The organism is Pseudomonas sp. Fl5BN2 (assembly GCF_009908205.1).
In the GTDB taxonomy this organism is placed as follows: domain Bacteria; phylum Pseudomonadota; class Gammaproteobacteria; order Pseudomonadales; family Pseudomonadaceae; genus Aquipseudomonas.
This window is the reverse complement of sequence record NZ_JAAARL010000011.1, coordinates 1-22,764: the sequence shown is the minus strand read 5'-3', so window position 1 is coordinate 22,764 and position 22,764 is coordinate 1. Positions and strand designations below refer to the sequence as shown.

General features: G+C 65.0%; 21 protein-coding genes and 1 pseudogene. 5 read left to right on the top strand and 17 right to left on the bottom strand.

Features of this window, described 5'->3' with window-relative positions:
- Positions 1 to 253: 253 nt before the first annotated feature.
- From GV819_RS16595 to GV819_RS16580, 4 genes are all read right to left on the bottom strand, one after another.
- Positions 254 to 1,375, bottom strand: a complete 1,122-nt coding sequence (locus GV819_RS16595) for a class II histone deacetylase (RefSeq protein WP_178126020.1) — start codon at positions 1,373 to 1,375, stop codon at positions 254 to 256.
- A gap of 100 nt (positions 1,376 to 1,475) precedes the next feature.
- Positions 1,476 to 2,639 carry an MFS transporter gene (locus tag GV819_RS16590; RefSeq protein ID WP_161757138.1) on the bottom strand — a complete coding sequence of 388 codons (1,164 nt, stop codon included), beginning with the start codon at positions 2,637 to 2,639 and terminating at the stop codon, positions 1,476 to 1,478.
- A gap of 24 nt (positions 2,640 to 2,663) precedes the next feature.
- Positions 2,664 to 3,536, bottom strand: coding sequence for a transporter (locus GV819_RS16585; RefSeq protein ID WP_161757137.1), 873 nt, complete (start codon positions 3,534 to 3,536; stop codon positions 2,664 to 2,666).
- Between the two features lie 136 nt (positions 3,537 to 3,672).
- Positions 3,673 to 4,650 (bottom strand): helix-turn-helix transcriptional regulator, encoded by a 978-nt coding sequence (locus GV819_RS16580; protein ID WP_161757136.1) that lies wholly within the window; start codon positions 4,648 to 4,650, stop codon positions 3,673 to 3,675.
- A 213-nt stretch (positions 4,651 to 4,863) separates the two neighbouring features.
- Between GV819_RS16580 and GV819_RS16575 the strand changes: the two genes are divergently transcribed.
- Both GV819_RS16575 and GV819_RS16570 read left to right on the top strand, forming a co-directional pair.
- Positions 4,864 to 5,748, top strand: a complete 885-nt coding sequence (locus tag GV819_RS16575; RefSeq protein WP_161757135.1) for an AraC family transcriptional regulator — start codon at positions 4,864 to 4,866, stop codon at positions 5,746 to 5,748.
- A gap of 50 nt (positions 5,749 to 5,798) precedes the next feature.
- Positions 5,799 to 6,143, top strand: coding sequence for a VOC family protein (locus tag GV819_RS16570; protein WP_161757134.1), 345 nt, complete (start codon positions 5,799 to 5,801; stop codon positions 6,141 to 6,143).
- A gap of 56 nt (positions 6,144 to 6,199) precedes the next feature.
- Here the strand turns inward: GV819_RS16570 and GV819_RS16565 are convergent, their stop codons facing one another.
- The 3 genes from GV819_RS16565 to hpaB all read right to left on the bottom strand — a co-directional run bounded on the left by GV819_RS16565 (position 6,200) and on the right by hpaB (position 9,385).
- A complete protein-coding gene (locus GV819_RS16565; RefSeq protein ID WP_178126019.1) occupies positions 6,200 to 6,577 on the bottom strand; it encodes a methyltransferase in 378 nt (125 codons plus the stop codon).
- A gap of 386 nt (positions 6,578 to 6,963) precedes the next feature.
- A complete protein-coding gene (gene hpaC, locus GV819_RS16560) occupies positions 6,964 to 7,476 on the bottom strand; it encodes a 4-hydroxyphenylacetate 3-monooxygenase, reductase component (protein WP_161757133.1) in 513 nt (170 codons plus the stop codon).
- Between the two features lie 346 nt (positions 7,477 to 7,822).
- On the bottom strand, positions 7,823 to 9,385 hold the full coding sequence (gene hpaB / locus GV819_RS16555; protein ID WP_161757132.1) for a 4-hydroxyphenylacetate 3-monooxygenase, oxygenase component: 1,563 nt from the start codon (positions 9,383 to 9,385) through the stop codon (positions 7,823 to 7,825).
- 343 nt (positions 9,386 to 9,728) lie between these two features.
- On the opposite strand from hpaB, the pseudogene GV819_RS33795 reads away from it, so the two are divergent.
- The 3 genes and pseudogenes from GV819_RS33795 to GV819_RS16545 form a co-directional block, all read left to right on the top strand.
- Positions 9,729 to 10,535, top strand: a pseudogene (locus tag GV819_RS33795) (MCP four helix bundle domain-containing protein); the annotation flags it as partial.
- Positions 10,530 to 11,393 carry a methyl-accepting chemotaxis protein gene (locus GV819_RS33790; protein WP_372242140.1) on the top strand — a complete coding sequence of 288 codons (864 nt, stop codon included), beginning with the start codon at positions 10,530 to 10,532 and terminating at the stop codon, positions 11,391 to 11,393. The pseudogene GV819_RS33795 and the gene GV819_RS33790, both read left to right, overlap by 6 nt.
- 81 nt (positions 11,394 to 11,474) lie before the next feature.
- Positions 11,475 to 12,647, top strand: coding sequence for a pyridoxal phosphate-dependent aminotransferase (locus GV819_RS16545; protein WP_161757131.1), 1,173 nt, complete (start codon positions 11,475 to 11,477; stop codon positions 12,645 to 12,647).
- Between the two features lie 95 nt (positions 12,648 to 12,742).
- On the opposite strand, the gene GV819_RS16540 is transcribed toward GV819_RS16545, so the two are convergent.
- The 10 genes from GV819_RS16540 to GV819_RS16495 form a co-directional block, all read right to left on the bottom strand.
- The gene (locus GV819_RS16540; protein WP_161757130.1) at positions 12,743 to 13,726 is read right to left on the bottom strand and encodes an NAD(P)-dependent oxidoreductase; all 984 of its coding nucleotides are present in this window, start codon (positions 13,724 to 13,726) and stop codon (positions 12,743 to 12,745) included.
- 18 nt (positions 13,727 to 13,744) lie between these two features.
- A complete protein-coding gene (locus GV819_RS16535) occupies positions 13,745 to 15,040 on the bottom strand; it encodes an MFS transporter (RefSeq protein ID WP_161757129.1) in 1,296 nt (431 codons plus the stop codon).
- Positions 15,041 to 15,486: 446 nt separating this feature from the next.
- Entirely contained in the window at positions 15,487 to 16,449 is a 963-nt protein-coding gene (locus tag GV819_RS16530) for a sugar kinase (protein WP_161757325.1), read from the bottom strand.
- The gene (locus tag GV819_RS16525; RefSeq protein ID WP_161757128.1) at positions 16,449 to 17,231 is read right to left on the bottom strand and encodes a sugar phosphate isomerase/epimerase family protein; all 783 of its coding nucleotides are present in this window, start codon (positions 17,229 to 17,231) and stop codon (positions 16,449 to 16,451) included. The genes GV819_RS16530 and GV819_RS16525 overlap by 1 nt, the downstream gene beginning before the upstream one ends.
- 65 nt (positions 17,232 to 17,296) lie before the next feature.
- Positions 17,297 to 18,313, bottom strand: a complete 1,017-nt coding sequence (locus tag GV819_RS16520) for a LacI family DNA-binding transcriptional regulator (RefSeq protein WP_161757127.1) — start codon at positions 18,311 to 18,313, stop codon at positions 17,297 to 17,299.
- Positions 18,314 to 18,468: 155 nt separating this feature from the next.
- On the bottom strand, positions 18,469 to 19,398 hold the full coding sequence (locus GV819_RS16515; protein ID WP_161757126.1) for an alpha/beta hydrolase: 930 nt from the start codon (positions 19,396 to 19,398) through the stop codon (positions 18,469 to 18,471).
- Positions 19,399 to 19,408: 10 nt separating this feature from the next.
- Complete coding sequence (locus GV819_RS16510; RefSeq protein ID WP_161757125.1) at positions 19,409 to 20,350, bottom strand: choline ABC transporter substrate-binding protein; 942 nt, start codon at positions 20,348 to 20,350, stop codon at positions 19,409 to 19,411.
- 131 nt (positions 20,351 to 20,481) lie between these two features.
- Positions 20,482 to 21,090, bottom strand: a complete 609-nt coding sequence (locus tag GV819_RS16505; protein ID WP_161757124.1) for a LysE family translocator — start codon at positions 21,088 to 21,090, stop codon at positions 20,482 to 20,484.
- 50 nt (positions 21,091 to 21,140) lie between these two features.
- Positions 21,141 to 21,980 carry an AraC family transcriptional regulator gene (locus GV819_RS16500; protein WP_161757123.1) on the bottom strand — a complete coding sequence of 280 codons (840 nt, stop codon included), beginning with the start codon at positions 21,978 to 21,980 and terminating at the stop codon, positions 21,141 to 21,143.
- 78 nt (positions 21,981 to 22,058) lie between these two features.
- Positions 22,059 to 22,700 (bottom strand): DUF1345 domain-containing protein, encoded by a 642-nt coding sequence (locus GV819_RS16495; protein WP_161757122.1) that lies wholly within the window; start codon positions 22,698 to 22,700, stop codon positions 22,059 to 22,061.
- Positions 22,701 to 22,764: the final 64 nt, after the last annotated feature.

The window sequence follows — 22,764 nt, the reverse complement described above, 5'->3', positions numbered from 1 at the left end:
GGAATTCAGGGTCAGGTAGCTGTGAAGAGGATAGGAAACCTTTCGTGGCTATTGGGGCGAATGTGTTGAGCCTGTGCAGGGGGGGACGAAAGGGCAGGCAGGCGGGGGCGGAACGGGGCGCCGCGAGCGGCGGGGAGCAATAGCCCCAGAAGCTCTGGAACCGAGCTTCCGGGGTGGTTGAGTGTTACACGGCGAGCAGCTGATGCTCAGCAGCACACCGGTGAACGTTGGTCATGGGCCAAATCCGGGCAAGTCAGCGATCAGTGGCCGCAATGGCCTCGGCCTGGCGGTCGAGTAACTGGCGTTGAAAGCTCAGCAGGGGCTCCCTGGGTTGCTGCAGGCGCACGAACTCCAGCATCGGGTCGTTGACCGCAGTACGGATACCCGAGAGTGCCTCCAGCGTGGCCAGCCCGCAAAACGGCACGTAGGCCTCGGAGTAGCCACCCTCATGCACCAACACCAGACGTCCCTCGCACAGGCGTTCGGCGGTGTCCCGCAGGCACTGGGTCATCTCGCGGAAGGAGTCGCTGTGCAGCAGCATCCGCGCCAGCGGGTCCACGGCGTTGGCGTCATAGCCGCAGGCGACGATGATCAGTTGCGGCTCAAAGCGCTCCAGGGCCGGCAGGACAATGCGCTGCATCGCGTGCAGGTAGGCGTCATGGCCGCCGCCGGGAAGCAGCGGGACGTTGATGTTGTAGCCCAGGCCAGCGCCGCGTCCGCGCTCCTGTTCACCGCCGTAACCCGGCGGGAAGCAGCCGTCCTGGTGCAGGGACAGGGTCAGCACGTCGGTTCGCTCCTCGAAGATCGACTGGGTGCCGTTGCCGTGGTGCACGTCCCAGTCGATCACCGCGACCTTGCCCAGTCCATGGCGGGCCTTGGCGGCCTCGATGGCGATGGCGATGTTGGCCAGGAAGCAGAACCCCATGGCCTGGTCGGCGCTGCAGTGGTGTCCTGGTGGACGGGACAGGGAATAGGCATTGTCGGCCTCGCCGCTGAGCACCGCGTCCACCGCGGCCATGGCCAGCCCGGCGGACAGCTTGGCGATTTCGTAGCTGCCGGGGCCCACTGGCGCCTCGTCCCCGAGGTGACCGCCGCCGGCGTCGCTCAAGGCCTTGAAACGGTGCAGGTAGTCGGCACTGTGGACCCGCAACAGGTCCTCCTCGGTGGCCGCTGCGGCACTGCGCAGTTGCAGTTGCCGGGTCAGCCCCGAGACGTCCATCAGGCTTTTCAAGCGGCGCTTGGTTTCCGGCGATTCGGCGTGTCCTGCGGCGGCTGGTGGCTGCACCCAGCCGCCCACCGGCAAGGTCAGGACGTGGGGGCCGCCGCTGTGCCAGAGACAGAGTTCATCGAAGAAAAAAGCGGTTTTGCAGGTCATGGTGATATCCATCTTTCAAGGAAACGGGGGGTACTTGCGCCGCCCTGTGACGTATCGGTGGTCGTACCACCGAAGTTGCCCCAGGGCGCGCGCTAAGGGCTTAGCGAGAGGGTCGGCAACTGAGCACCAGGGCCAGTGACAGCAAGGTGATCACCGCGCCACCCAGCAGCAGGCCCTGGAAACCACCGCTGCTTTCGATCAGGCGCCCGGCCAGTGTCGGGCCGATTGCCAGGCCGGCGCTGATCACCAGGTTGGAGGCGTTCATCAGCCGGCCGCTGCGATCCATCTCGGCCATGCGTGCCAGGATCAGCGGCAGGATGAAGGTCCAGGTGAACTTGAACACCACTGCCGCCAGGGCGAAGCGCGCCAGTTGCGGTTGCCCCAGGAGCAGCAGTACCGAGGCCGCCATCAGCCCGTAGCCCAGCAGCAGGAGGGCGCCGCGAGGCAGACGGTCGCCGAACAGGGTGGCGCACAGCGCGCCGACGATGCCCATCAGGGTGGCGATGGCCAGGATGTCGCCGTTGGTCTGCGCCGAGAGGCCGGACTGGCTGCCAATGGCGCCGATGAAGGTCCAGACGCCGCTGAGGCTGATGTAGAACGTGAGGATGCCGAGAATCCCCAGCGCCGCCTTGATCCAGGAGATCGCCGGCGCCTTCGGGGCGTCGGCCGCCTCGTGCGCAGCGCCTGCAGGAAAGCAGCGGGCCAGGGGCAGGCACAAGGTCATCAGCAAGGCCAGGATCAGGTAGCAGGCACCCAGGCCAAAGCGCTCGAAGAGCATCGGCAACAGGCTCAGGCCGATGGCCCCCAGCGCCAGCTGGCCCATCACCCAGAAGCCATAGGCGCGACTGGGGCTGGGGCTGGCGGCGGCGCTGGCCAGGCAGATGATCATCAGCGAGCCGCCGGCCAGGGCGCTGCAGAAGCGCGCGACCAGCAACAGTGAGTAATCATCGGCAAGCATCGACAACAGGTTGGCGGTGATGAACAGCAGGGCGCTGCACAGCGCGGCACGGCGCCAGTCGATGTGTTTCAGCCACCAGATGGCGGGCAGCGTGGCCAGGCTCATGGCCCCCAGTTCGGCGGAGAACAGGTCGCCGATCTGTGTCGGGCTCAATTGCCACTGGCTGGCCAGTTGTGCGGCGATGGCCGGGGCCATCAACAGCACGGCGGGCGTGATGGCAGCGAACAGCACAATGGCCGCCAGCATTCCCAGGGGTTGCTGAGTGGTGCGTGCGGTGGTGCTCAAGGCAGGGTTCTGGGTGTTCATGGACAGACTCCGGGAGAGGTGGGTTCAGAACACATGGACCAGGCGCAGCAGGGCATCCGTGCCGGCATAGCCGTTGTCGGTGGCGACGTTGCGCGACAGGCCGAACATCAGTTGGTTTTGCTTGTCGAGCCAGTGCCCGACCTCGAATCCGACCTGGGTGTAGCGCTTGTGGGTGTCGTCGATACGACGGTCGTTGATCCGCAGTTCACCGCCATCGGCGTGGATCAGGCGCAGGGCACCGTAGGTGCTGGAGGTGAAGTCGTAGGAGGCGAAGGCCTGCAGGCGATAGAGCGGATCCTGTTTCAGCTCGCTGCCGAAATAGTCGTTGTTGCTGCCGTAGAGCTGGGCTTCAAGGTTGGCTTCCAGTACCCACTTCTCACCCAGGCCCTGGGTGTAGTTGTAGACAAAGGTCGTGCCCCAGCGGTTGGCCCCCGGCGACACGTCCGGGTTGCGGCTGTGGTATTCGCCCAGAGGCAGTGTGACCAGGGTCAGTAGGCCGCTGTAGGTGCGGGTCTCGGGCTGGTTGATGAAAAACAGGGTGCCGCCGACCTGAGGGTCGCCGAAACCGCTTTCGCCGGTGCGGCGTTCGGCGCCGGGCAAACGTGCGTTGATATCGGCAAAGGGCACGATGAACTGCGGGGTACACAGGGTGCCGCACAGGTCGCTGAAGAACACCTGGCGGTAGGCCATGGCATTGACTCGCAGGTCGGCCTTGCCGGTGCTGTCGGCGGGGCCGTGGAAGTCATCGGCGCGGGTAGCCGGCAGGTACAGCACGCCGAGGCTGGTGCCTGGCGGTGCGGCGAAGAAGTCCCGGGCGTTGAGGTCCGCGGCGTTCAGCGACAGGCTGGCCAGGGTGCCTGCCACGGCGACGGTGGTGCGGCTGAGGATCCTTGTCATGGGCGGTGCGTCTCTTGTTGGAGTTGTTGTTCGGCGAACGGCTCGCCGGCACACGGCAGTGGGCGGAAAAAAGGGCAAAGGCTGCCCGTGGCGGTCAAAAACGACAGCCAAAGTCAGGAGCGATCAGGGTGCTGGGTCAGTCGGGCGGGGCGTGCAGTAACTGGGCAATGCGGGTTTTGTCCTTGACCCCGAGCTTGCTGTAGATGACACGGATGTGATGGCGCACGGTGTTGGGTGAAATGCCCAGGTCCCGGGCCACTTCCTTGTAGGTCTTGCCATCACCGAAACATTGGGCGACGGCGTTTTCCCGGGGGCTGAGCTTGGGCAGCAGGATGCGGCTGCGGGCTGCCAGCAGGTACAGGTCGCCCACCGCCGAGGATTCAACCTGCAGGCACTTGCCCTCGAAGCCACTGGCACCAAGCTCCATGGGCAGTTGCGGGCCACTCCACTGTGGCCATTCGTTGAGCAGCAGCTCGACGAAGCCGCGCTCGGCGCACTGCAGCACACCGCGCGGGTCGCACACCGCCAGGGCCAGGTTGCGCGGGCGGGTGAGCTTCTCGCGCATGGCCACCAGGGTACGGATCTGATTGGCCGATACAGCCGCCACCAGATGCAGCATCAAGTTGTTCAACAGCTGGCAGTCATCCTGGTTGAAGCGTGGCGCACCCGGGGCGCGGTACAGGGCCAGGTGGTTGCTCAAGTGGGTATGGGGGTCGATGTGCACCACGCACAGCAATTCGCCGATGTTGTACAGGTGGCCCAGCCAGTTGAGGCCGGGACCGTTGTCCGGGTCGGCCATGTCGACGATCACCGCACGCCCCGGAACTTCGTGGACCCGGCTCACGGTGATATCGGTGTGGCGGATCGACTGCCAATCCGGCAGGTAGCTGGGTGGCAGGCGGTACAGGTAGCAGCTGTGTTCATCCGGCAGGCCATCTACCAGTGCGGCGCGGCCCCACCAGGCGCTGTCGAAGGGCAACAGCTTGTTGATGCGTGCGAGGGCATGCTGGTGAAGGTGCTCGATGTCCTTGTTCTGCGCCAGTTGCTGCAGTTCCAGGGTCAGTTCGCTGAAGGCTTGCAACAGACTGGCCGCGGCATGATCGGGTCGGTTCATGGGTCTGTACCTCTGTGCGACGTTGTTATTATTTTCGTCACTGAAGGGGTGAAGGACCGTTACGCCTGGGAGACGTGGGCAGGGCCTGGGACGAGTATCGGTGGCTGGCCGCAAGATAACCATCCTACAGATGCAGGAGGTGGCCCATGGCCCGGCTGCTGCGATCGCTTATGCTCAAGCGCCGAAACCGCACCACAGCCGGGAGTGAATACCATGCCAATGCAGCCTTCCTCAGTTGCGCACTACATGACAGGCTTTGATGCCATCAGCCTGCGTCCCTGGGGCTGCCGGTTGTACGGCTTCAGCGAGATACTGCCAGGCACCGTTCGGCGCCTGGAAGTGGCTCAGCCACGGGTCAAGCTGATTATCGGACTGTCTTCCCCTTATGGGCTGGCCGCAGGTGCCCGGAACGACCGTTGTCAGGCATTCGTGGTGAGCCGCCCGGCCGGGCCGGTGATTGTCGAGCAGAGCGGTGCTCATTCATGCATTGAGGTGGAACTACCGCCCTGGGCCGCGTATCGCCTGTTTCAGGGCGACGAACAGGTGCTTGCCAGCCCCTGGCTGGATCTGCGGGAGCTGTGGGGGCCGTCGATTGCCTTGTTGGTCGAGGCGTTGGATGAAATCCCCTGTTGGACAAGTCGCTTGCTCCGGGTCGAGGCTTTCCTTGCCGAGCGCATGCAGCGCTCTCGGCGTGAGGTGCCGGAAATGCTGCGCCGGGCCTGGGAGGCGCTGCAGCACAGTGCTGGAGGCATCCCGATACGCCATCTGAGCGAGCAGGCCGGTTACAGCGGGCGGCATTTCGCCAGTCGCTTCAAGGCCTATCTGGGACAAGGGCCTAAGGCCTGTGCCCGGCATATTCGCTTTGCCCGCGCACAGCAGTTGCTGGAATCGGCGCCGGCGCTGGAACTGGTGCAGGTGGCTTTGCTGTGCGGGTACAGCGATCAGAGCCACTTGAATCGGGATTTTCAGGTGTTTATTGGCTGTTCTCCGGCGGCCTACGCCCGGGCCGGGTGGGCGGACATTCCCGGCAAGCCGGCATCCTTGCTGGACACGCAGGATGTTTCGGCTCCCAGGTCAGTTTTATTCAAGACTCGCTGAGGGTTCCCGACGGACAGTGGCGCCTCTGTCTCGGTGAGTGTGGAGGATGTATGTTCGGTAGCCTTTCTCATGTGGAAATTGGTGCGCCTGATGGTAGTCAGGCGTTGGTTTTCTTCCAGCAATTGTTCGGTTGGTCGCCGCAGCCAATGGGCGCTCTCCAGAACGCCTGGTTACAGACGCCCTCGGTCCGGGTCGGCGTTCACGGTGACGACCCCCAGTCGTGCATGGTCCTGTATTTTCGGGTCGAGGACCTGGCGAGCAGCGTCTTGCAGGTCCAGGCCCTGGGCGGCCATACCGGCGAGGTCAGCGACCCTGAGCCCGGCTTCGGCCGGTTCTGCCTGTGCCGCGATCCCCAGGGGGTGTGTTTCGGCCTGCATCAGCCGGAGACTCCATGAGCCCCCATGGCCGGGGCCTGAGCCGCTGCAGGAGCGGGGCAGCCCTGGGGAGCGAATCAGGCCAGTACCAGGATCTTGCCGATGGCTTGCAGATCGATAAGCTCGTCGAGTCGCCGGGCGGATTGGGCGAACAGGTCCTGCCATTGCGCCGGGGTTCGTTCCTTGCCGGGTGTCCCCAGGAAAATCTGCATGTCGAATGCCGCGCTTGCCAGGTCGTCCTTGTGGGCAGGCACTACGATTTCCAGCAATGCGACCCGCGCACCGCTGTCCCCGGCGGCGCGGGCTAGATTGTCCAGGACCCGGATGCAGTCCTCATCATCCAGGCTATGCAGGATCGCGCTGAGCAGGTAGAGGTCATCTCGGTCCCAGGCGGGTGGCACTGCCTGCAGCAGGTCTCCAGCCTGAAAGGACAGGCGCTCGGTGTGTGCCGACAACGGGTTGTCAATCCAGTACGCGGTAGGCCCGCGCTGAACAGATGCCCGTTGAAAGACGCTAGCCGGGCGAAGAAGTCCGCGTCCATGGGCTGTTCCATCTGCAGCTCGAACACTTCCTTAAGTAGCATCGGCATCATGGCGAGGCTGACAAAGGCCAGGCGCAGGATGTCCGAGTCCAGGCTGCAGTCCAGGTGGCCAGCGGACTGCAACTGCTCGACCTTGCGTGCTCCGAGCAGCCGACCGCGCTCCAGCAGCTTCCAGGGCAGGTTTCGTCAATCAAGCTGGCGCTTCTGATTGAGGTGCATGGGCGCCTTCAAAGGACGGGCGGGACCCGGCTTGCCGGCTCCAAGTCGATTGCCGACAAGCCTGTTGCGCTGGTAGCCGCCTCAGGCAGCCGGGCAAGGGTGCTGCAGGCGATGAAAGCAGCGGCTGAAATACACCAGCGAATCGCCTTGCTCCAGCACGCTGATCTCGTCCAGTTCCACCAGCATCAGCGAGTGGGTGCCGATTTCCTGGACCTCGGTGATGCGTCCCTGGAGGCTGGCCAGGGCGCCTTCCAGCACCGGCAGGGCTTGCAGCCCGTCGCGCCAGGGATGCAGGCCGAAGCGCTGGTCCATGGCCACCCCGGTCATGCCGGCAAAGTGCCGGGCGACTTCTTCGTGTTCGCCGCTGAGGACATTCACGCACAGGCGGCCGTTGCCCTTGAACACCGGGTTCAGGGCGCTGTTGCGATTGACGCAGACCATCAGGGTCGGCGGGCTGTCGGTGATCGAGCAGACCGCAGTGGCGGTGATGCCGCAGCGGCCGGCGGGGCCGTTGCTGCTGATGACGTTGACCGCGGCGGTCATGTGCGCCATGGCGTTGCGAAAGGCGAGTTGCTTGGGATCGAGTTCGGGCATGACGAATTCCTCATGGACGCAGGGCATTGTGCTGCAGGAGCCGGCTTGCCGGCGAAGAGGGCTTTGGGCCTTGTGCCGCTCTGGCGGGCGCCTTCGCTGGCAAGCCAGCTCCTACGACGACAGGTGGATATCGACCTTTTCCTGTAGGAGCCGGCTTGCCGGCGAAGAGGGCCTTGGGCCTTGTGCCGCTCTGGCGGGCGCCTTCGCTGGCAAGCCAGCTCCTACGACGACAGGTGGACATTGACCTTTTCCTGTAGGAGCCGGCTTGCCGGCGAAGAGGGCCTTGGGCCTTGGGCCGCTCTGGCGGGCGCCTTCGCTGGCAAGCCAGCTCCTACAACGCCAGCGGTTACTGGCGGATACGGTCGAGCATGTTGATGTCGTCGGGGTTGGTCAGGTGCGGCACGGTCCAGCCATCGAGGTCATAGTCGCCGAGGCACTTGTCCACCAGGTCGGTCATGGCCTTCATCGAGCCGCTGGCCTGGGCGTGGCGCAGGCACTGCATGCGGATTTCGTCCTGGCTGCCGGCGTAGTTGATCTCGTACAGCTCGTGGCGCCCGCCGAACTCGGTGCCGATCGCGTCCCACAGCAGCTTGAGGATCTTGATCCGCTCCTCGTGGCCCATGCCGCCCGAGCCTCGGCAGTAGGTGCCCAGGTACTGGTTGAGGACCGGGTCCTTGAGGTCGCGGGAGCCGGACGGCAGGTAGATCAGGCCGCTGGCCACCACTTGCTCGATGATCTTCTTGATGTCGGTGTAGGCCTGCGGCGCCAGTACCCGATAGGCCTGCAACGCCTGGGTGCTGGGCAGGTAGACGCCGTTCATCCACTCACTGGCGTTGCCGTGCATGGCGTCGGTCAGGGACCAGAACAGGTTGCGCCAGGCCACCACTTCGCCGACCTGGGCCTGGACCCCGCGAAACTCCAGGGACCCGGTGCATTGCAGGGCCTTGACCAGCAACCCGGTGATGAAATCCAGCTTCACCGCCAGGCGGGTGCAGCCCTGCATCGGGAACAGTCGGCCAAAGCCACCCTGGGGGAACCACTGGCGGCAGCGCTCGAAGTCGCGGTAGATCAGCACGTTTTCCCAGGGGATGAACACCTTGTCCATGATCAGGATCGCGTCGTTCTCGTCGAAGCGGCTGGACAGCGGGTAGTCGAAGGGCGAACCGGTCATGCCAGCCTGCAGCTCGTAGGAGGGGCGACAAATCAGCTTCATGCCCCGGGTGTTCATCGGCGCGATGAACATCAGGGCGAAATCGGTGTTGTCCCCGAGCAATTGCGCCGAGCCCTGGCCGACGAAGTTGTAGTGGGTCAGCGCCGAGTTGGTGGCCACCACCTTGGCGCCACTGACAATGATCCCGCCCTCGACTTCTTCATCCACCGAGATGAACACGTCCTTGACCTGATCCACCGGCTTGTCGCGGTCGATGGGCGGGTTGACGATGGCGTGGTTGAGGTAGAGGCAGGCTTCCTGAATGCGCTTGTACCAGGTGCGGGCGTTGTCCGAGAACTTGCCGTAGAACTCCGGATTGGCCCCCAGCACGCTGCCGAAGGCGGCCTTGTAGTCGGGGCTGCGGCCCATCCAGCCATAGGTCAGGCGCGACCAGTCGGCAATCGCGTCGCGCTGCTGGCGCAATTCATCGGGGCTTCGGGCCGAGCGGAAGAACTTGTGGGTGTAGCCACCGTTGCCGGTATCGGTGTCCCAGCACAGTTGTTCCTTGGTGGCCGGGTCGTGCAGGGCGTCGTACAGGCGGGCCATGGAGGCCGCCGAGTTACGGAAGGCCGGGTGTGTGGTGACGTCTTTGACGCGGTCACCGTAAATGTAGATTTCACGATCATCGCGCAGGCTGGCCAGGTATTCGGCACCGGTCAGCGGGCGGTTGGTTGCGGCACGAAAGTCTTCGGGTTTCATATCCAGTCTCGGCGTTGTTTTTATTGACTGGGCCCATGATGGGCAGGCGCGAGTGTGGAAAAAATGGCTTTTCCGGCGAATGACTTGCACTTTCCACAGGCCTTGGCGCGGTCCTTGGCGGTGGGCCGGTCCAGGATTTCGGTGTTGGCGATTTGTAGCTTTATCGATTCACTTCGCACGCTGTTGTATCAGTCCTGAAACACCGGTCACATTCGGAAATATTTTTGCGAATCAGCCATATAAAAGCGCAAGTTCGGCCGATATCTCTAACAGGCCCGCGGACTTTGATTGCCGCGGAGCCTCACGTCGACGCAGTTGCTGATGCGCCTGACGGATCAACGGCATGGATGCTCGTTCCCCGTTCTCCTTCGAGAGTCGCCCTATGTCCCTGCGTAACCTGAATATCGCCCCTCGCGCTTTCCTCGGTTTTGCCTTTATCGCCTTGCTGGTCATCGTGCTGGGTATGTTTGCGGTCAACCGCATGTCGATCATCCGTGAGGCCTCCGTGGAGATGGAAAGCAACCAGCTGCCCAGCGTCGGCTTTCTCGGCAACCTCACCGAAAACGTACTGCGCCTGCGGATTCTGTCGTTTCGGGTGCTGGTGAACCGCGACCCGGTCGGCCTTGCGGAGGCCCAGACGCGCATCGGCGCACTGGTGGACAAGGCCAAGCAGGCCCAGGCCAGTTATGCGGCGTTACCGGCAGGGCCGGAAGAAGCGGCGCTGTACCAGCGTTTCGCCGCGACCCTGGACAGCTACCTGCAAGCGCAGAAGGAGATGCTTGACCTGTCACGCCAGGACAAGCTGGACGAATTGCGCAACCTGATCAACACCCGGATCAAGGACGGCACCGACCAGATGGGCGAGCAGTTGAACCAGCTGATCGCGATCAATGCCGCCGATGCCAGGAGCGCCTCCAAGGCCGCTGGCGAACACTACAACAGTGCTATTAGCGGAATCGTCGGCGTAGCGGTGGTGGCGTCGTTGCTGACCATCGTCCTCGCGCTATTGCTGACCCGCAGCATCGTGACCCCCTTGAACAAGGCGCTGAACGTTGCACAGGTGATTGCCGGGGGCGACCTGCGCCAGGCCATCGAGGTCGACGGCAAGGACGAACCGGCGCGCCTGCTGCAGGCCCTGGCCGAGATGCAGGCCAGCCTGCGCCGGACCATCGAGCAGATCGCCGGCTCGGCGACCCAGCTGGCCTCGGCCTCGGAAGAACTCAGCGCAGTGACCGAAGAAGCTTCCCGGGGTGTCCAGCAGCAGAACAACGAGATCGAACAGGCCGCCACTGCGGTCAATCAAATGACCGCCGCCGTCGAAGAAGTTGCGCGCAATGCGGTGTCCACCTCCGAAGCGTCCCAGCAGTCGACCCTGGCTGCCCGCGAGGGCCGCGACCGCGTGGTGCAGACCGTCGACGCGATCCAGACCATGACCCACGACGTGCAAAGCACGTCGGTGCTGATCGAAGGCCTGGCGACCCAGGGCCGGGACATCGGCAAGGTACTGGACGTGATCCGCGCCATCGCCGAACAGACCAACCTGCTGGCCCTTAACGCCGCCATCGAAGCGGCCCGTGCCGGCGAGGCCGGGCGCGGTTTCGCGGTGGTGGCCGATGAAGTGCGGGCCCTGGCCCATCGCACGGCCCAGTCGACCCAGGAGATCGAGAAGATGGTGGCCGGTATTCAGAACGGTACCGGCGAGGCGGTCGAGTCGATGCAGCAGAGCAACCAGCGCACCCAGAGCACCCTGGAACTGGCCCGCGCCGCCGGCGTGGCCCTGGAGCAGATCGACGAATCGATCAACCAGATCAACGAACGCAACCTGGTGATCGCCAGCGCCTCGGAAGAGCAGGCCCAGGTCTCCCGCGAGGTGGACCGCAACCTGGTGAACATCCGCGATCTGGCCACCCAGTCGGCTGCCGGGGCCAATCAGACCAGTGCGGCCAGCCATGAGCTGTCACGCCTGGCGGTGGACCTGAATGCGATGGTGGCGCGTTTTGTAATTTAACCGCGCAAACCACCGGGGCGCTCGACGAGTTCCGGTGCAGCACCTAGGGTTTTGGCTGAGGCATCTTTCAAGGAGCATGCGATGCGCTACTCAGCCCTGACCCAACGGATTGTCGGAGAAGGCTCCGCAGCCTGGAACATTCACTACCGGGCCCTGGCCTTGCGCGAGCAAGGGCGGGATGTGCTGCTGCTGACCATCGGCGACCCGGACTTCGACACCCCGAAGCCCGTGGTCCGGGCGGCCATCGACAGTCTGCTGGCCGGCGATACCCATTATTCGGAAGTGCGCGGCAACCTGACGCTGCGCAGCTGCATCGCCCAGTGCCACCACCAGCGCACGGGCCAGGTGGTGGACGCCGAGCATGTGGTGGTCTTGCCAGGGGCGCAATGCGCGGTGTTTTCGGTAGCCCAGTGCCTGCTCGATCCGGGGGACGAGGTGCTGGTGCCGGAGCCGATGTACGTCACCTACGAAGGCGTGTTCGGTGCCTGCGGGGCCAAGGTGGTGCCGGTACCGGTGCGGGCCGAGCGGGGTTTCAGGGTCGACCCCGATGACGTTGCGGCGCGGATTACCGGACGCACCCGGGCGATGTTGCTCAACAGCCCCAATAACCCTTCAGGTGCCAGCCTGTCGCTCGATGACTGGCAGGCCCTGGCGCGGCAGTGCCTTGAGCATGACCTGTGGCTGATTTCCGATGAGGTCTACTGCGACCTGCTGTATGAGGGCGAGCACCTGAGCCCCGCCAGCCTGCCGCGGATGGGCGGACGCACCGCAACCATCAACAGCCTGTCCAAGTCCCATGCCATGAGCGGCTGGCGGGTCGGCTGGGTGATTGCCCCGCCGGTGCTGGCCGAGCACCTGAGCAACCTGGCCCTGTGCATGCTGTATGGCTTGCCGGACTTCGTGCAGAACGCCGCGGTGGTGGCGTTGTCCAGCGATTTGCCGGAACTGGTGCAGATGCGTGAAGAATATCGTCGGCGCCGGGACCTGGTGTGTTCGATGCTGGGGCAATGTCCCGGGCTGCTGCCGGTGGTCCCCGATGGCGGCATGTTTGTCATGGTCGACGTGCGTCAGACCGGCCTGGGAGCCCAGGCCTACGCCGAACGACTGTTGGAGGGCTACGGCGTCTCTGTGCTGGCCGGTGAGGCTTTTGGTCCCAGCGTCGCGGGGCATATCCGCATTGCCCTGGTGCTGGACTGCAACCATCTGGCCGACGCCTGTCGGCGTATTGCCCGCTGCACCGCTGAACTTCTGTAGCCGCTGGCGCAGGCTCGGCAATGGCTGCAGCGCCAGTGCCGAGCCGGGAGCGATGGCGGCTGCGATCGACCCGCAGGGGGGCGGCGGCAACCGGGTTATTGGCGCTGCGCCCAGGCTGCCGGGTTCACCAGGTTCGGCGGGCGTTGTCCCGCCAGGGCCGCCAGCAGGTTATCGACGGCGCAGCGGGCCATGGCTTCGCGGGTTTCGTGGGTGGCCGAGCCGATGTGCGGAGTGGCCACCACATTCGGCAATTGCAGCAACGGTGAATGCTGGTCCAGCGGCTCGCGCTCGAACACGTCCAGCCCGGCCGCGCGAATTTGCTGCGCCTGCAAGGCTTCGATCAGCGCTGCTTCATCCACAACCTTGCCCCGGGAAATGTTGATGAAGATGCTTTGCGCGCGCATCAGGGCAAACTCTCGGCGCCCGATCAGCCCCTCGGTCTGCGCGGTCAGCGGCAGTGTCAGGCAGATGAAGTCCGCCTCCTGCAGCAACTGTTCCAGGCTGCAATAGCGGGCATTGAAACGTTGTTCCACCGCCGGCTTCGGCCGGTTGCTGTGATAGATCAGCGGCATGCCGAAGCCGAAATGCCCGCGCTGGGCCAGGGCCTCGCCAATGCGCCCCATGCCGATGATGCCCAGGGTCTTGCCGTGCACGTCGCTGCCGAAATGCGCCGGGCCGATGTTGCGGTGCCATTGCCCGGCGCGCACCAGATTGGCCAGCTCCACCACCCGCCGGGCTGTGGCCAGGATCAGCGCGAAACCGGTGTCGGCGGTGGTTTCAGTGAGCACGTCCGGGGTGTTGCTGAGCAGGATCCGGCGTTGGCTCAGGTAGTCGATGTCGTAGTTGTCGACCCCCACCGAGACACTGGCCACAGCTTCGAGCCGGGGCGCCAGGTTGAGCAGTTCGGCGTCCAGGCGCAGGCTCGCCCCGAGCAGGCCGTGGGCGCCGGGCAAGGCCTGGCGCAAGGCGTTCAGGCCGGCGGGGCCGAGGTCTTCGATCAAGGTGACCTCCAGCTGTTCCTGCAAGCGGGCCATCAGCGACGGCGAGAGTTTCTTGTACAGCACCAAGTGTTTTTTCATGACGGTCTCTGTGGCAATTCAGCAATGAACCAGGCGGCGACGCACCGGCAAGGATTTGGCCCGTGGCTCGCTGGCGCCGGGTTTGAGTAACAGGGTCAGCAGTACCGAGAGCAGCAGGGCACCGCTCATCAGCAGGTAGGAGGCTCCCGGCGAGCCGGTGCTGCTGTTCAGGTAACCCACCAGGTAGGAGCCGCCGAACGAGCCCAGGGCCCCCATGCTGTTGATCAGGGCCATGGCGCCACCGGCGACGTTGGCCGGGAGGATCTCCGGGACGATGGCGAAGAACGGCCCATAGGGCGCATACATGCAGGCCCCGGCAACCACCAGCAGGCTGTAGGACCACCAGAAGTGCTCGGCCCCCAGCAGGTAGGAGCCGTAGAAGGCGATGGCCGCCACCAGCAGCGGCGGCCAGACGAAGCGCTTGCGCTGCTGGATCCGGTCCGAGCCCCAGGACACCCCGAGCATGGCGAACACCGCCGCCAGGTAGGGCAGGGCCGAGAGCCAGCCGGCTTCGACCATGTCCATTTGCGCGCCGTGCTTGAGGATCGACGGCAGCCACAGGACAAACCCGTAGACCCCGATGCTCCAGCAGAAGAACTGCAGGGCCAGGAGGATCACCTTGGGTGAGCGGAAGGCCTCGGCGTAGTTCTTCACCGCCTTGATGCCCACCTGTTCGGCGGCCAGGGCGTGTTCCAGGTCGCGCTTTTCCTGGTCACTGAGCCAGTTTGCGGCGCTCGGCCGGTCATCGGCCAGGCGCCACCAGATAAAGGCCCAGAGCACCGCCGGCAGGCCTTCGATGATGAACATCCAGCGCCAGCTGAAGTGCTCCACCAGATAGCCCGAGACCACTGACATCCAGAGCATGGTCACCGGGTTGCCAAGGATCAGGAAGGTGTTGGCCCGGGAGCGTTCGGCGCGGGTGAACCAGTGGCACAGGTACACCAGCATGGCCGGCATCACCGCCGCTTCCACCACCCCGAGCATGAAGCGGATGGCGATCAGCATGTAGGCGTTGGAGACAATGCCGGTCAGGGTGGCCAGCCCGCCCCAGAGAATCAGGCTGACGAAGATCAGCTTCTTCACGCTGCGTTTTTGCGCGTAGATCGCCCCCGGCACTTGAAAGAAGAAGTAGCCGAGGAAGAACAGCGCGCCCAGCAGCGACGAGAGCCCGGGGGTGATCTGCAGGTCGTTGGCCATCCCCGAGGCGGCGGCAAATCCATAGTTGGCGCGGTCCAGGTAGGCCAGGCTGTAGGTGATGAAGACAATCGGCATGATGTACCACCAGCGGCGGGCGGCGAGTTTGAGCGTGTTCATGAAAGTTCTCCTGAGCTTGTTGTTTTTGTCGCAACAGGTGGTTCTTGGTTTTCGTTTTCCGTAGGAGCCGGCTTGCCGGCGAGGAGGGCCTTTAGTCTTGCATCGCCCTGGCGGATGCCTTCGCTGGCAAGCCAGCTCCTACGGTTGTGCGCAATGCTGTTGTGTAGGAGCCGGCTTGCCGGCGAACAGGCCTTTAGCCTTGCATCGCCCTGGCGGACGCCTTCGCTGGCAAGCCAGCTCCTACGGTTGTGCGCAATGCTGTTGTGTAGGAGCCGGCTTGCCGGCGAAGAGGGCCTTTAGCCTTGCATCGCCCTGGCGGGCGCCTTCGCTGGCAAGCCAGCTCCTACGGTTGTGCGCAATGCTGTTGTGTAGGAGCCGGCTTGCCGGCGAAGAGGGCCTTTAGCCTTGCATCGCCCTGGCGGACGCCTTCGCTGGCAAGCCAGCTCCTACAGGGCGCTGGCGGTTTTCAGGGTGGGCGTGTGCTCCGGTAGTTCGTGGCGCAAGGGCAGGCCTTCCATGTCGCCGCGGCTCTGCACCGCGCGGGCGCCGACCCAGTTGGCGCGCTGTACGGCCTCGACCACGCTGCAGCTTTCCAGCAGGGCACTGATCAGGCCCACGGCGAAGGCGTCGCCGGCCCCCACGGTGTCCACCACCTGGGCCACCGGCACGCCGTCGACGAAACCTTCATCCAGTTGGGTTCGGTAGTAGGCACCGTGGGCGCCGAGCTTGATCACCACGGCCTCGGCTCCCTGGTCGAGGTAGAACGCGGCAATGTCCGCCGGATCGTCTTGACCGGTCAGCAGGCGACCTTCGCCAAGCCCCGGCAGCACCCAGTGGGCCAGGGCGGCCAGGCGGTTGATCTCGCGGATCATCAGCGCCTCGCTGGCCCACAGGCCGGGGCGCAGGTTGGGGTCGAACGACACGCTACGCCCGGCGGCACGCTGGCTCTGCATCAGGTAGCCGGACAGCTCCCGGGCCGAATCCGACAGCGCCGGGGGAATACCAGTGGCATGCAGATGGCGAGCCTGGAGCAGGGCGGGGGCCACATCGCTGACGGCCAGATGGCTGGCCGCCGAGCCGCGGCGGAAGTACTCGACCCGAGGATCGTCGCCGGTGTCTTCCCGGGACTTGAGCTGGAAACCGGTGGGATGGATCGGGTCGCAGCGTACGAAGCGGCAGTCCAGGCCCTCGGCTCGCAAGGTGTCGAGGACAAAGCGCCCCAGGGAGTCGTTGCCGACCCGGCTCAGCCAGGCCACTTTGAAACCCAGGCGCGACAGGCCGATGGCGACATTGCTGTCGGCCCCGGCGATGCGCTTGTGAAAGAGCTCGACCTGGGCCAGGTCGCCGCTGTGCTCGGCGACGAACATCGCCATGGTTTCGCCGAAGCAGAGGATATCGGTCTCGGGCATCAGCATGCTTGAGTCTCCCGGCGAGATTGGCCAAGGCGGGCCAGCAGGGCGACCTGCTCGGCCGTCACCTGCACCAGGTCAGCGCCTTGCAGCGGGTATTCCACGGCCCGGGTCAGGCCTGGAGTCATGTGCTGCAGCAGTTGTTCCCACTGATGCAGCTCCGGGGCGCCGGGCGGTATGGCCACCAGCTTGCCGTCGGCCCGCTGGCGTACGGCCTTGCAATGCACGTAGTCGACATGCCGGCCCAGCAGGCGCGCGGCATTCACCGCGGACTGCTCCTGCCACTGCCAGTTGCCGATATCGAAGGTCATGCGCAGCGGCAGGTTGAGGGCTTCCACAGCGCTGAAGAACCGCTGGAACGGCTCGATGCGCCCGCCGTGGGCGGTCTGGTCGTTTTCCACCAGCAGGCTCACCGGCTGGCGCACCAGCAGGCTGGCCAGGCTGCGCAAGTCGTGATGCGCGGTGAAGTGGCCGAGGGACACCTTGAGGCGTTTGGCGCCGAATTCCCGGGCCCGTTGCAAGGTAGCGGACAGCGCGGGATGGGGTTCGCGGTGCTGTGCCTGCCACAACTCCAAGGGCGAGGAAAATACGCTTTCCAGGCCATGCTGCTGCGCGCTGCGGGCCAGTTCGGCGGGGTTTTCGTCGCTCAGCAACTCCTCGCGCCATTCGATCCAGGAGGCTCCGGCCGCCGCTACCAAGGGAATGAAATGCGCCTGGCCGTGCTGGCGTACCAGGTCCGCGCCGTAGCTGGACAGGCTGATGGAAACGGGTGATTGATGCATGCTTCAGACCTCTGAAACCGGTTTCATTTTTATTCGGAAAAAACTGGGGTGTTGGCTGTCGCGGCTTAGCGCCGAGTGGAGCCCCGCACGATCAACTGCGCGGGGAAATCCACCACCCGCGCTGGCCCGGTATCGCCCCGCAGGCGCTTGAGCAGGCACTCGAAGGCGCTGCTGCCGATGGCGTCGGTGGGTTGGGCCAGGGCCGTGATGCCGCTGCCCACCAAGGGGTACCAGTCGAGGTCGTCGAGGGCGATCAGGCCGATGCCGTCGAACAGCGGGCAATGGAGTTCACGTAGCGCCCGGGTGGCTGCCAGGGTCGCCACGCCGTTGGCGCAGAACAGGGCCTTGGGGCCAGGCCCGGGGGCTTCGAGAAAGGTGTGCAGGGTCCTGGCCAGGGTGTCGCCGGTTTCCAGCGACTGGCCACGCAAGGCCGGACGCCGGGCGATCTCGGCGTCAAAGGCGGCACTGCGTTCGAGTCGCGAGCTGGTGCCGTCATGGGGTTCGCTGACCAGCAGCAGGTCGCGGTAACCCTGTTGCTCCAGGTGCTCGACAGCGCTGCGTACCGCCGCCGGGTTGTCCAGCCCCACCAGGTCGGCGTGCAGTTGGGCAAGCTTGCGGTCCACCAGCACCATGGGCATTTCCTGCTGCAACGCCAGCAACTGCTCCAGGTGATGGCCCAGGGTGTTCACGATCAGGCCTTCGATGTTGTAGGCCCGCAGATTGGCCAGGTGCTGGGCCTCCTGCTGGTCGTCGCGGTCGGTGTTGCACACCACCAGGCTATAGCCGTGCTGGCGGCAAGCGGTTTCCACGCCGTGCATCACGGCAATCGAGTAGGGGTTGCGGATATCGGCCACCAGCATGCCGATCAGGCGCGTGCGCCCGCGTTTCAGGCCGCGGGCCATCTGGTTCGGGCGGTAGCCCAGTGCGCTGATCGCCTGCTCGATGCGCAGGGCAATCGCATCGGAAAGCAGGGCCCGATCTTCGCCGATAAAACGCGACACGCTGGCTTTGGAAACCCCGGCGTGACGGGCGACATCGAGCATGGTGACGCGGCTGCGCTGGGCGGCAGAGAAATGATTCACGGGCGACGACCTTATTCTTGGAATTATCGGTTTCAGTCATTCTGAGGGCAGCGCTGAAACCGGTTTCAGGAAACCGCAAAAACCATTCTGCCGTCAAGGGTGCAATCGCGATAAATCGTCTTCGGGCACTCAGTTGGCTGACCAACGGTAAGCGCTCAGGGAAGGGCCAGAGACTGCCGAAGGCCGTGCAGCAGGAGGTCATAAAGCGCATCGACTTCCGCTGCCAGGCCTCTGGCCCGCAGGCAGCCGTGCACCAGGCCGAGGCCCGGGTACAGCTGGCTGGGAACCCCCGCGGCCAGCAGCCGCTGGTGATAGCTGGCGCCGTCGTCGCGCAGGGGGTCGAACTGCGCCACGGCGATCAAGGCTGCCGGCAGGCCGCTGAAATCCTCCGACAGCAGTGGCCGCGCGTAGGCCGAGCGCTGCTCGGGGCCCGGCAGGTACAGGGCCTGGAAAGCGTCCAGGTCGCGGCTGCTGAGCAGCGGTGCATCGGCGCACTGGCTGCGGGACGGCAGGTTGGCGCCGCCCAGACTGGGATAGATCAGCACCTGGGCGGCGGGCAAGGGCTCACCGGCATCCCGCAGGGCCAGGCACAAGGCGGCCGCCAGATTGCCGCCGGCACTGTCGCCCATCAGTGCCCGGCGCCGGGTGTCCAGCGGCACCGGCGCCAACCCCTGCTCCAGGGCACGCCAGACCTTGAGGCAGTCGTCGAACGCGGCTGGGAATGGCTGCTCCGGCGCTAGCCGATAGTCCACCGCGATCACCAGCAACTGCAGCTCACTGGCCAAATGGGCACAGATGAAATCGTGGGAGTCCAGGTTGCCCAGCACCCAGCCGCCGCCGTGCAGGTACAACAGCCAGGGCCAGCCGGATTCAGGGGCGGGCCGATCGGGGCGATAGAAGCGCAGCGGCACCTGGGTCAATCGCAGGTCGTCCACGGCGAGGCCGGCCGGGCGCGCCGGGGTGAAGTCCCGGCACATGCGGTCATAGCTGGCGCGCAGGCCCTGGAAGCTGCTGTCGGTGCTGGTGTAGCTCAGGGTCCGTTCGACGAAGGCGGCCAGTTCCGGGGAGAGCGGATAGTCGCTCATGCGCTTGCTCCTAGAGTCCGGCCTTGACCGCGGCCAGGCCATCCTTGCCGTCGAAGGTGCTGACCCCGGCCAGCCAGCGCTGCAGGTCTTCGGGGTGTTCGCGCAGCCATTGCCGGGCCACATCCTGCGGTGCCTTGCGCAGCATGATCGGCACCATCAACTGGCTTTCCTGGGCTGCGCTGAAGGTCAGGTTCTGCAACAGGCGCTGCACATTCGGGCAACGCTCGGCGTAGTCCGGCGCCGTGACCGTGGACACCGTGGCCGCACCCTCGTTGGGCCCGTACACGTCTTCACTGCCGGTCAGGTAAGTGATGTGCAGGTTGATGTTCATCGGGTGCGGGGTCCAGCCGACGAACACTACGAACTCCTTGCGATTGATCGCTCGCTGCACTGCCGCGAGCATCCCGGCTTCGCCGGACTCGATCAGCTTGAAGCCCTTGAGGCCGAAATGGTCGGTGTCGATCATGCCCTTGATGGTGCTGTTGGCTCCGCTGCCGGGTTCGATGCCGTAGATCTTGGCGCCCAGTTGCTCCTTGAAGCGTGCGATATCGGCGAAGGTTTTCAGGCCGGCCTGGGCCACGTAGTCGGGCACCGCCAGGGTCGCCTGGGCGTCCGCCAGGCTGGGTTGGGCCAGAACCTTGAGCTGTCCGGCCTCGAGGAAGGGCGCGATGTTGTTGTCCATCGCCGGCTTCCAGTAGCCGAGGAAAATGTCCAGGCGCTTATCGCGGATCCCGGCAAAGATGATCTGCTGCACGGCGCTGGTCTGCTTGCTGGTGTAGCCCAGGTCGCTGAGCAGTACATCGGCCATGGCGCTGGTGGCGATCACATCGGTCCAGTTGACCACGCCCATACGCACGTTCTTGCAGGAAGCGGGCTCAGCGGCCCAGGTGGCGGAACTCAGGAGTGCCGCAGCGCAGAGGAGCAGCAAACAACGCTTGAACGGTGCTTTCATCAGAGGATCTCGTCCGGCAGGTGGTTTTTATTCAGCGCGGCGTCTTGTTGCGCCGTGTCCGCCACCTTACGTGGCCCCTGAGGTGCGGGAAACGCTCTGTGGCGACCTGCTTTTGCACGGTGACGACGGCCTCAGGCCCATAGGCTTGACCAGGTGGACACCAGCAACAACAAGGCCATGCCGCGGTTGAAGCGCTGCATGGCCTGAGGCGAGCGCAACCAGCGGGCCGAACCTGCGCCCAGTAGCGCCCAAGTGCCGAGACAGGGCAGGGCGACCAGGAAAAACACCAGGGACAGGTACAGCACCTGGGCCTGGCGGTCTGCCTCGGTCCCGGTGAACACGCTGACCACCGCCAGGGCCATCATCCAGGTTTTCGGGTTCACCAGTTGCAGGGCCGCCGCGCCCAGCAGCCCCAGGCGGCGCTCATCGGCATTGGCATCGAGTGGAGTGGCTGGCGCCCGCCAGATCTGCCAGGCCAGGTAACTCAGCCACAGCAGGCCGGCCCACTGCATGGCTCGCTGGACCCGCGGCAGTTGTCCCAGCCAATCGCCGAAGCCGCTGCCCACCAGTAAGACGATGCCCGCTGCCGCGACGCAGGCGCCGAAGATGATCGGCCACGCTGCACGCAGGCCATAGCGAGCGCTATTGCTCAGTACCAGGATATTGGTTGGCCCCGGGGTGATGGCGGCGATAAAGGCGAACAGCACGAAGGGCAACAGGCTCGAGAGGGAAGGGGGCATGGCGGGCAACTCCAGTGAAGATCCAGGAGGTGATCTTCACGCCCTGGACTTCAGGCGTCTGGAAGCTTTGTGCAGCGCTTGCGATACCCCTCCGGGCTCAAGCCGTAGGCGCGCATGAACCAGCGCCCCAGATGGCTCTGATCGGCAAAGCCCAGGGCGCTGGCCACCTCCGCCGGGGCCGCGCCACCGGCCAGCAAACGCCGCGCCCGGCTCAGGCGCAGTTGCACCAGGTAGGCATGGGGCGGCAAGCCGAAAGCGGCCTTGAAGGCTCGGCTCAAGCGAAAGCGGTCGACCCCGCAGGCGACGCTCAGGGCTTCCAGGCTCAGGTCCTGATACAGGTGGGCATGCAGGTAATCCCGGGCCCGCTGCGCAACCAATGGCAGGCGCGGGTCCTGGCCGTAGCGCTGGCGCCAGTGCAGATGCCCGGTCAACTGCTCGAGCAATTGATCGAGGGCGCTCTGGCGGACAATGCGCAGTTCGCGGTGATGCAGGCTGTGAAAGGCCGCGCTGGTGGCCTGGGCCAAACGTGGGTCGCTGGCCAGGGTGCTGCCGAAACCCAGCTGGGTATTGGCCGGCGCCTCGGCGAACAGCGCCCCCAGTTCGCGTTCCAGCCACTGCGGATCGAGGTACAGCATGCGGTAGGTGAAACCGCCTTCAGTGGGGGCTTCACCGTCGTGGATTTCCCCCGGCTCCAGCAGGAACACCTTGCCCGGGGTGCTCTGGTGGCGTGCCCGGCGGCAGTTGAACTGTTGCACCCCTTGCTCGGTGACACCGACCAGGTAGCTGTCATGCCAGTGTGGATCGTAGGCGTGGCCGGTGAAATGGGCGCGCAGGGTCTCGATGCCGGTGTCGGCATCCTGGGCCAGATCGATCCAGTTGTGCGCGGTCATGGGGTACCTGAGGGTCGAGGTTCAACCCTGGCAGTTAGCGTCGGTGCCAGGGCCCAGGTCTAGAAGTTTCGTGCAGTTTCAGCTGAACAGCCCGGCGGCGATATTGATCGAGAAACCGAGGATCGCGGTGTTGAACAGAAAGCCGATCAGCGACTGCGCGAGCACGATCCTGCGCATTTCACGGGTGGCCACGCCGACGTCGGAAGTCTGCACCGCGACGCCGATGGTGAAGGAGAAATACAGGAAGTCCCAATAGTCCGGAGTGGACAGTTGCTCGGCAAAGCGCAGCGCCGGTTCCTTGCCGTCCCAGGTGTAGTAGAGGCGGGCGTAATGCACGCTGAAGATCACCCCCACCAGCAGCCATGAGCCGATCACCGTAAGCCCGGTGAAGGCGTAGTGCAGCAGGCGTTGAGTGCTGCCCAGGTCCTTGCTGCCTACCAGCTCCAGGGTGATGGCCACCAGGCTGGCGATGGCCGCCACACAGACGATCAACAGCACCAGGCCGGCGTTTTCGTCCTCGGCTTCGGCGATGCGCTTCACCTCGTCGGCGCGGGCCCGCACGGTCAGCCAGAACATCAGCGCCAGGTAGCTCCAGACCGCGGCGTTCCAGCCGATGAGGACCTTGCCGGTGAGGGTCTGGGCGGGGGCGAGGAGGGCGACGGCGCAGCCGATCAGTACGCCGATGGTCAAGCGGGGGTGGGTACGGATCACTACGGACATGGTGGTTTGCAACTCCAGGGCGTGGGGGATGGAACCTTAGCATGGGAGGGTGTGGGGATTTTAC

Excerpts from the sequence above, each read along its gene's own strand:
- GV819_RS16595 (WP_178126020.1), bottom strand. The coding sequence starts at position 1,375 with ATGACCTGCAAAACCGCTTTTTTCTTCGATGAACTCTGTCTCTGGCAC.
- GV819_RS16590 (WP_161757138.1), bottom strand. The coding sequence starts at position 2,639 with ATGAACACCCAGAACCCTGCCTTGAGCACCACCGCACGCACCACTCAG.
- GV819_RS16585 (WP_161757137.1), bottom strand. The coding sequence starts at position 3,536 with ATGACAAGGATCCTCAGCCGCACCACCGTCGCCGTGGCAGGCACCCTG.
- GV819_RS16580 (WP_161757136.1), bottom strand. The coding sequence starts at position 4,650 with ATGAACCGACCCGATCATGCCGCGGCCAGTCTGTTGCAAGCCTTCAGC.
- GV819_RS16575 (WP_161757135.1), top strand. The coding sequence starts at position 4,864 with ATGCCAATGCAGCCTTCCTCAGTTGCGCACTACATGACAGGCTTTGAT.
- GV819_RS16570 (WP_161757134.1), top strand. The coding sequence starts at position 5,799 with ATGTTCGGTAGCCTTTCTCATGTGGAAATTGGTGCGCCTGATGGTAGT.
- hpaC (WP_161757133.1), bottom strand. The coding sequence starts at position 7,476 with ATGCCCGAACTCGATCCCAAGCAACTCGCCTTTCGCAACGCCATGGCG.
- hpaB (WP_161757132.1), bottom strand. The coding sequence starts at position 9,385 with ATGAAACCCGAAGACTTTCGTGCCGCAACCAACCGCCCGCTGACCGGT.
- GV819_RS33790 (WP_372242140.1), top strand. The coding sequence starts at position 10,530 with ATGCAGGCCAGCCTGCGCCGGACCATCGAGCAGATCGCCGGCTCGGCG.
- GV819_RS16545 (WP_161757131.1), top strand. The coding sequence starts at position 11,475 with ATGCGCTACTCAGCCCTGACCCAACGGATTGTCGGAGAAGGCTCCGCA.
- GV819_RS16540 (WP_161757130.1), bottom strand. The coding sequence starts at position 13,726 with ATGAAAAAACACTTGGTGCTGTACAAGAAACTCTCGCCGTCGCTGATG.
- GV819_RS16535 (WP_161757129.1), bottom strand. The coding sequence starts at position 15,040 with ATGAACACGCTCAAACTCGCCGCCCGCCGCTGGTGGTACATCATGCCG.
- GV819_RS16530 (WP_161757325.1), bottom strand. The coding sequence starts at position 16,449 with ATGCCCGAGACCGATATCCTCTGCTTCGGCGAAACCATGGCGATGTTC.
- GV819_RS16525 (WP_161757128.1), bottom strand. The coding sequence starts at position 17,231 with ATGCATCAATCACCCGTTTCCATCAGCCTGTCCAGCTACGGCGCGGAC.
- GV819_RS16515 (WP_161757126.1), bottom strand. The coding sequence starts at position 19,398 with ATGAGCGACTATCCGCTCTCCCCGGAACTGGCCGCCTTCGTCGAACGG.
- GV819_RS16510 (WP_161757125.1), bottom strand. The coding sequence starts at position 20,350 with ATGAAAGCACCGTTCAAGCGTTGTTTGCTGCTCCTCTGCGCTGCGGCA.
- GV819_RS16505 (WP_161757124.1), bottom strand. The coding sequence starts at position 21,090 with ATGCCCCCTTCCCTCTCGAGCCTGTTGCCCTTCGTGCTGTTCGCCTTT.
- GV819_RS16500 (WP_161757123.1), bottom strand. The coding sequence starts at position 21,980 with ATGACCGCGCACAACTGGATCGATCTGGCCCAGGATGCCGACACCGGC.
- GV819_RS16495 (WP_161757122.1), bottom strand. The coding sequence starts at position 22,700 with ATGTCCGTAGTGATCCGTACCCACCCCCGCTTGACCATCGGCGTACTG.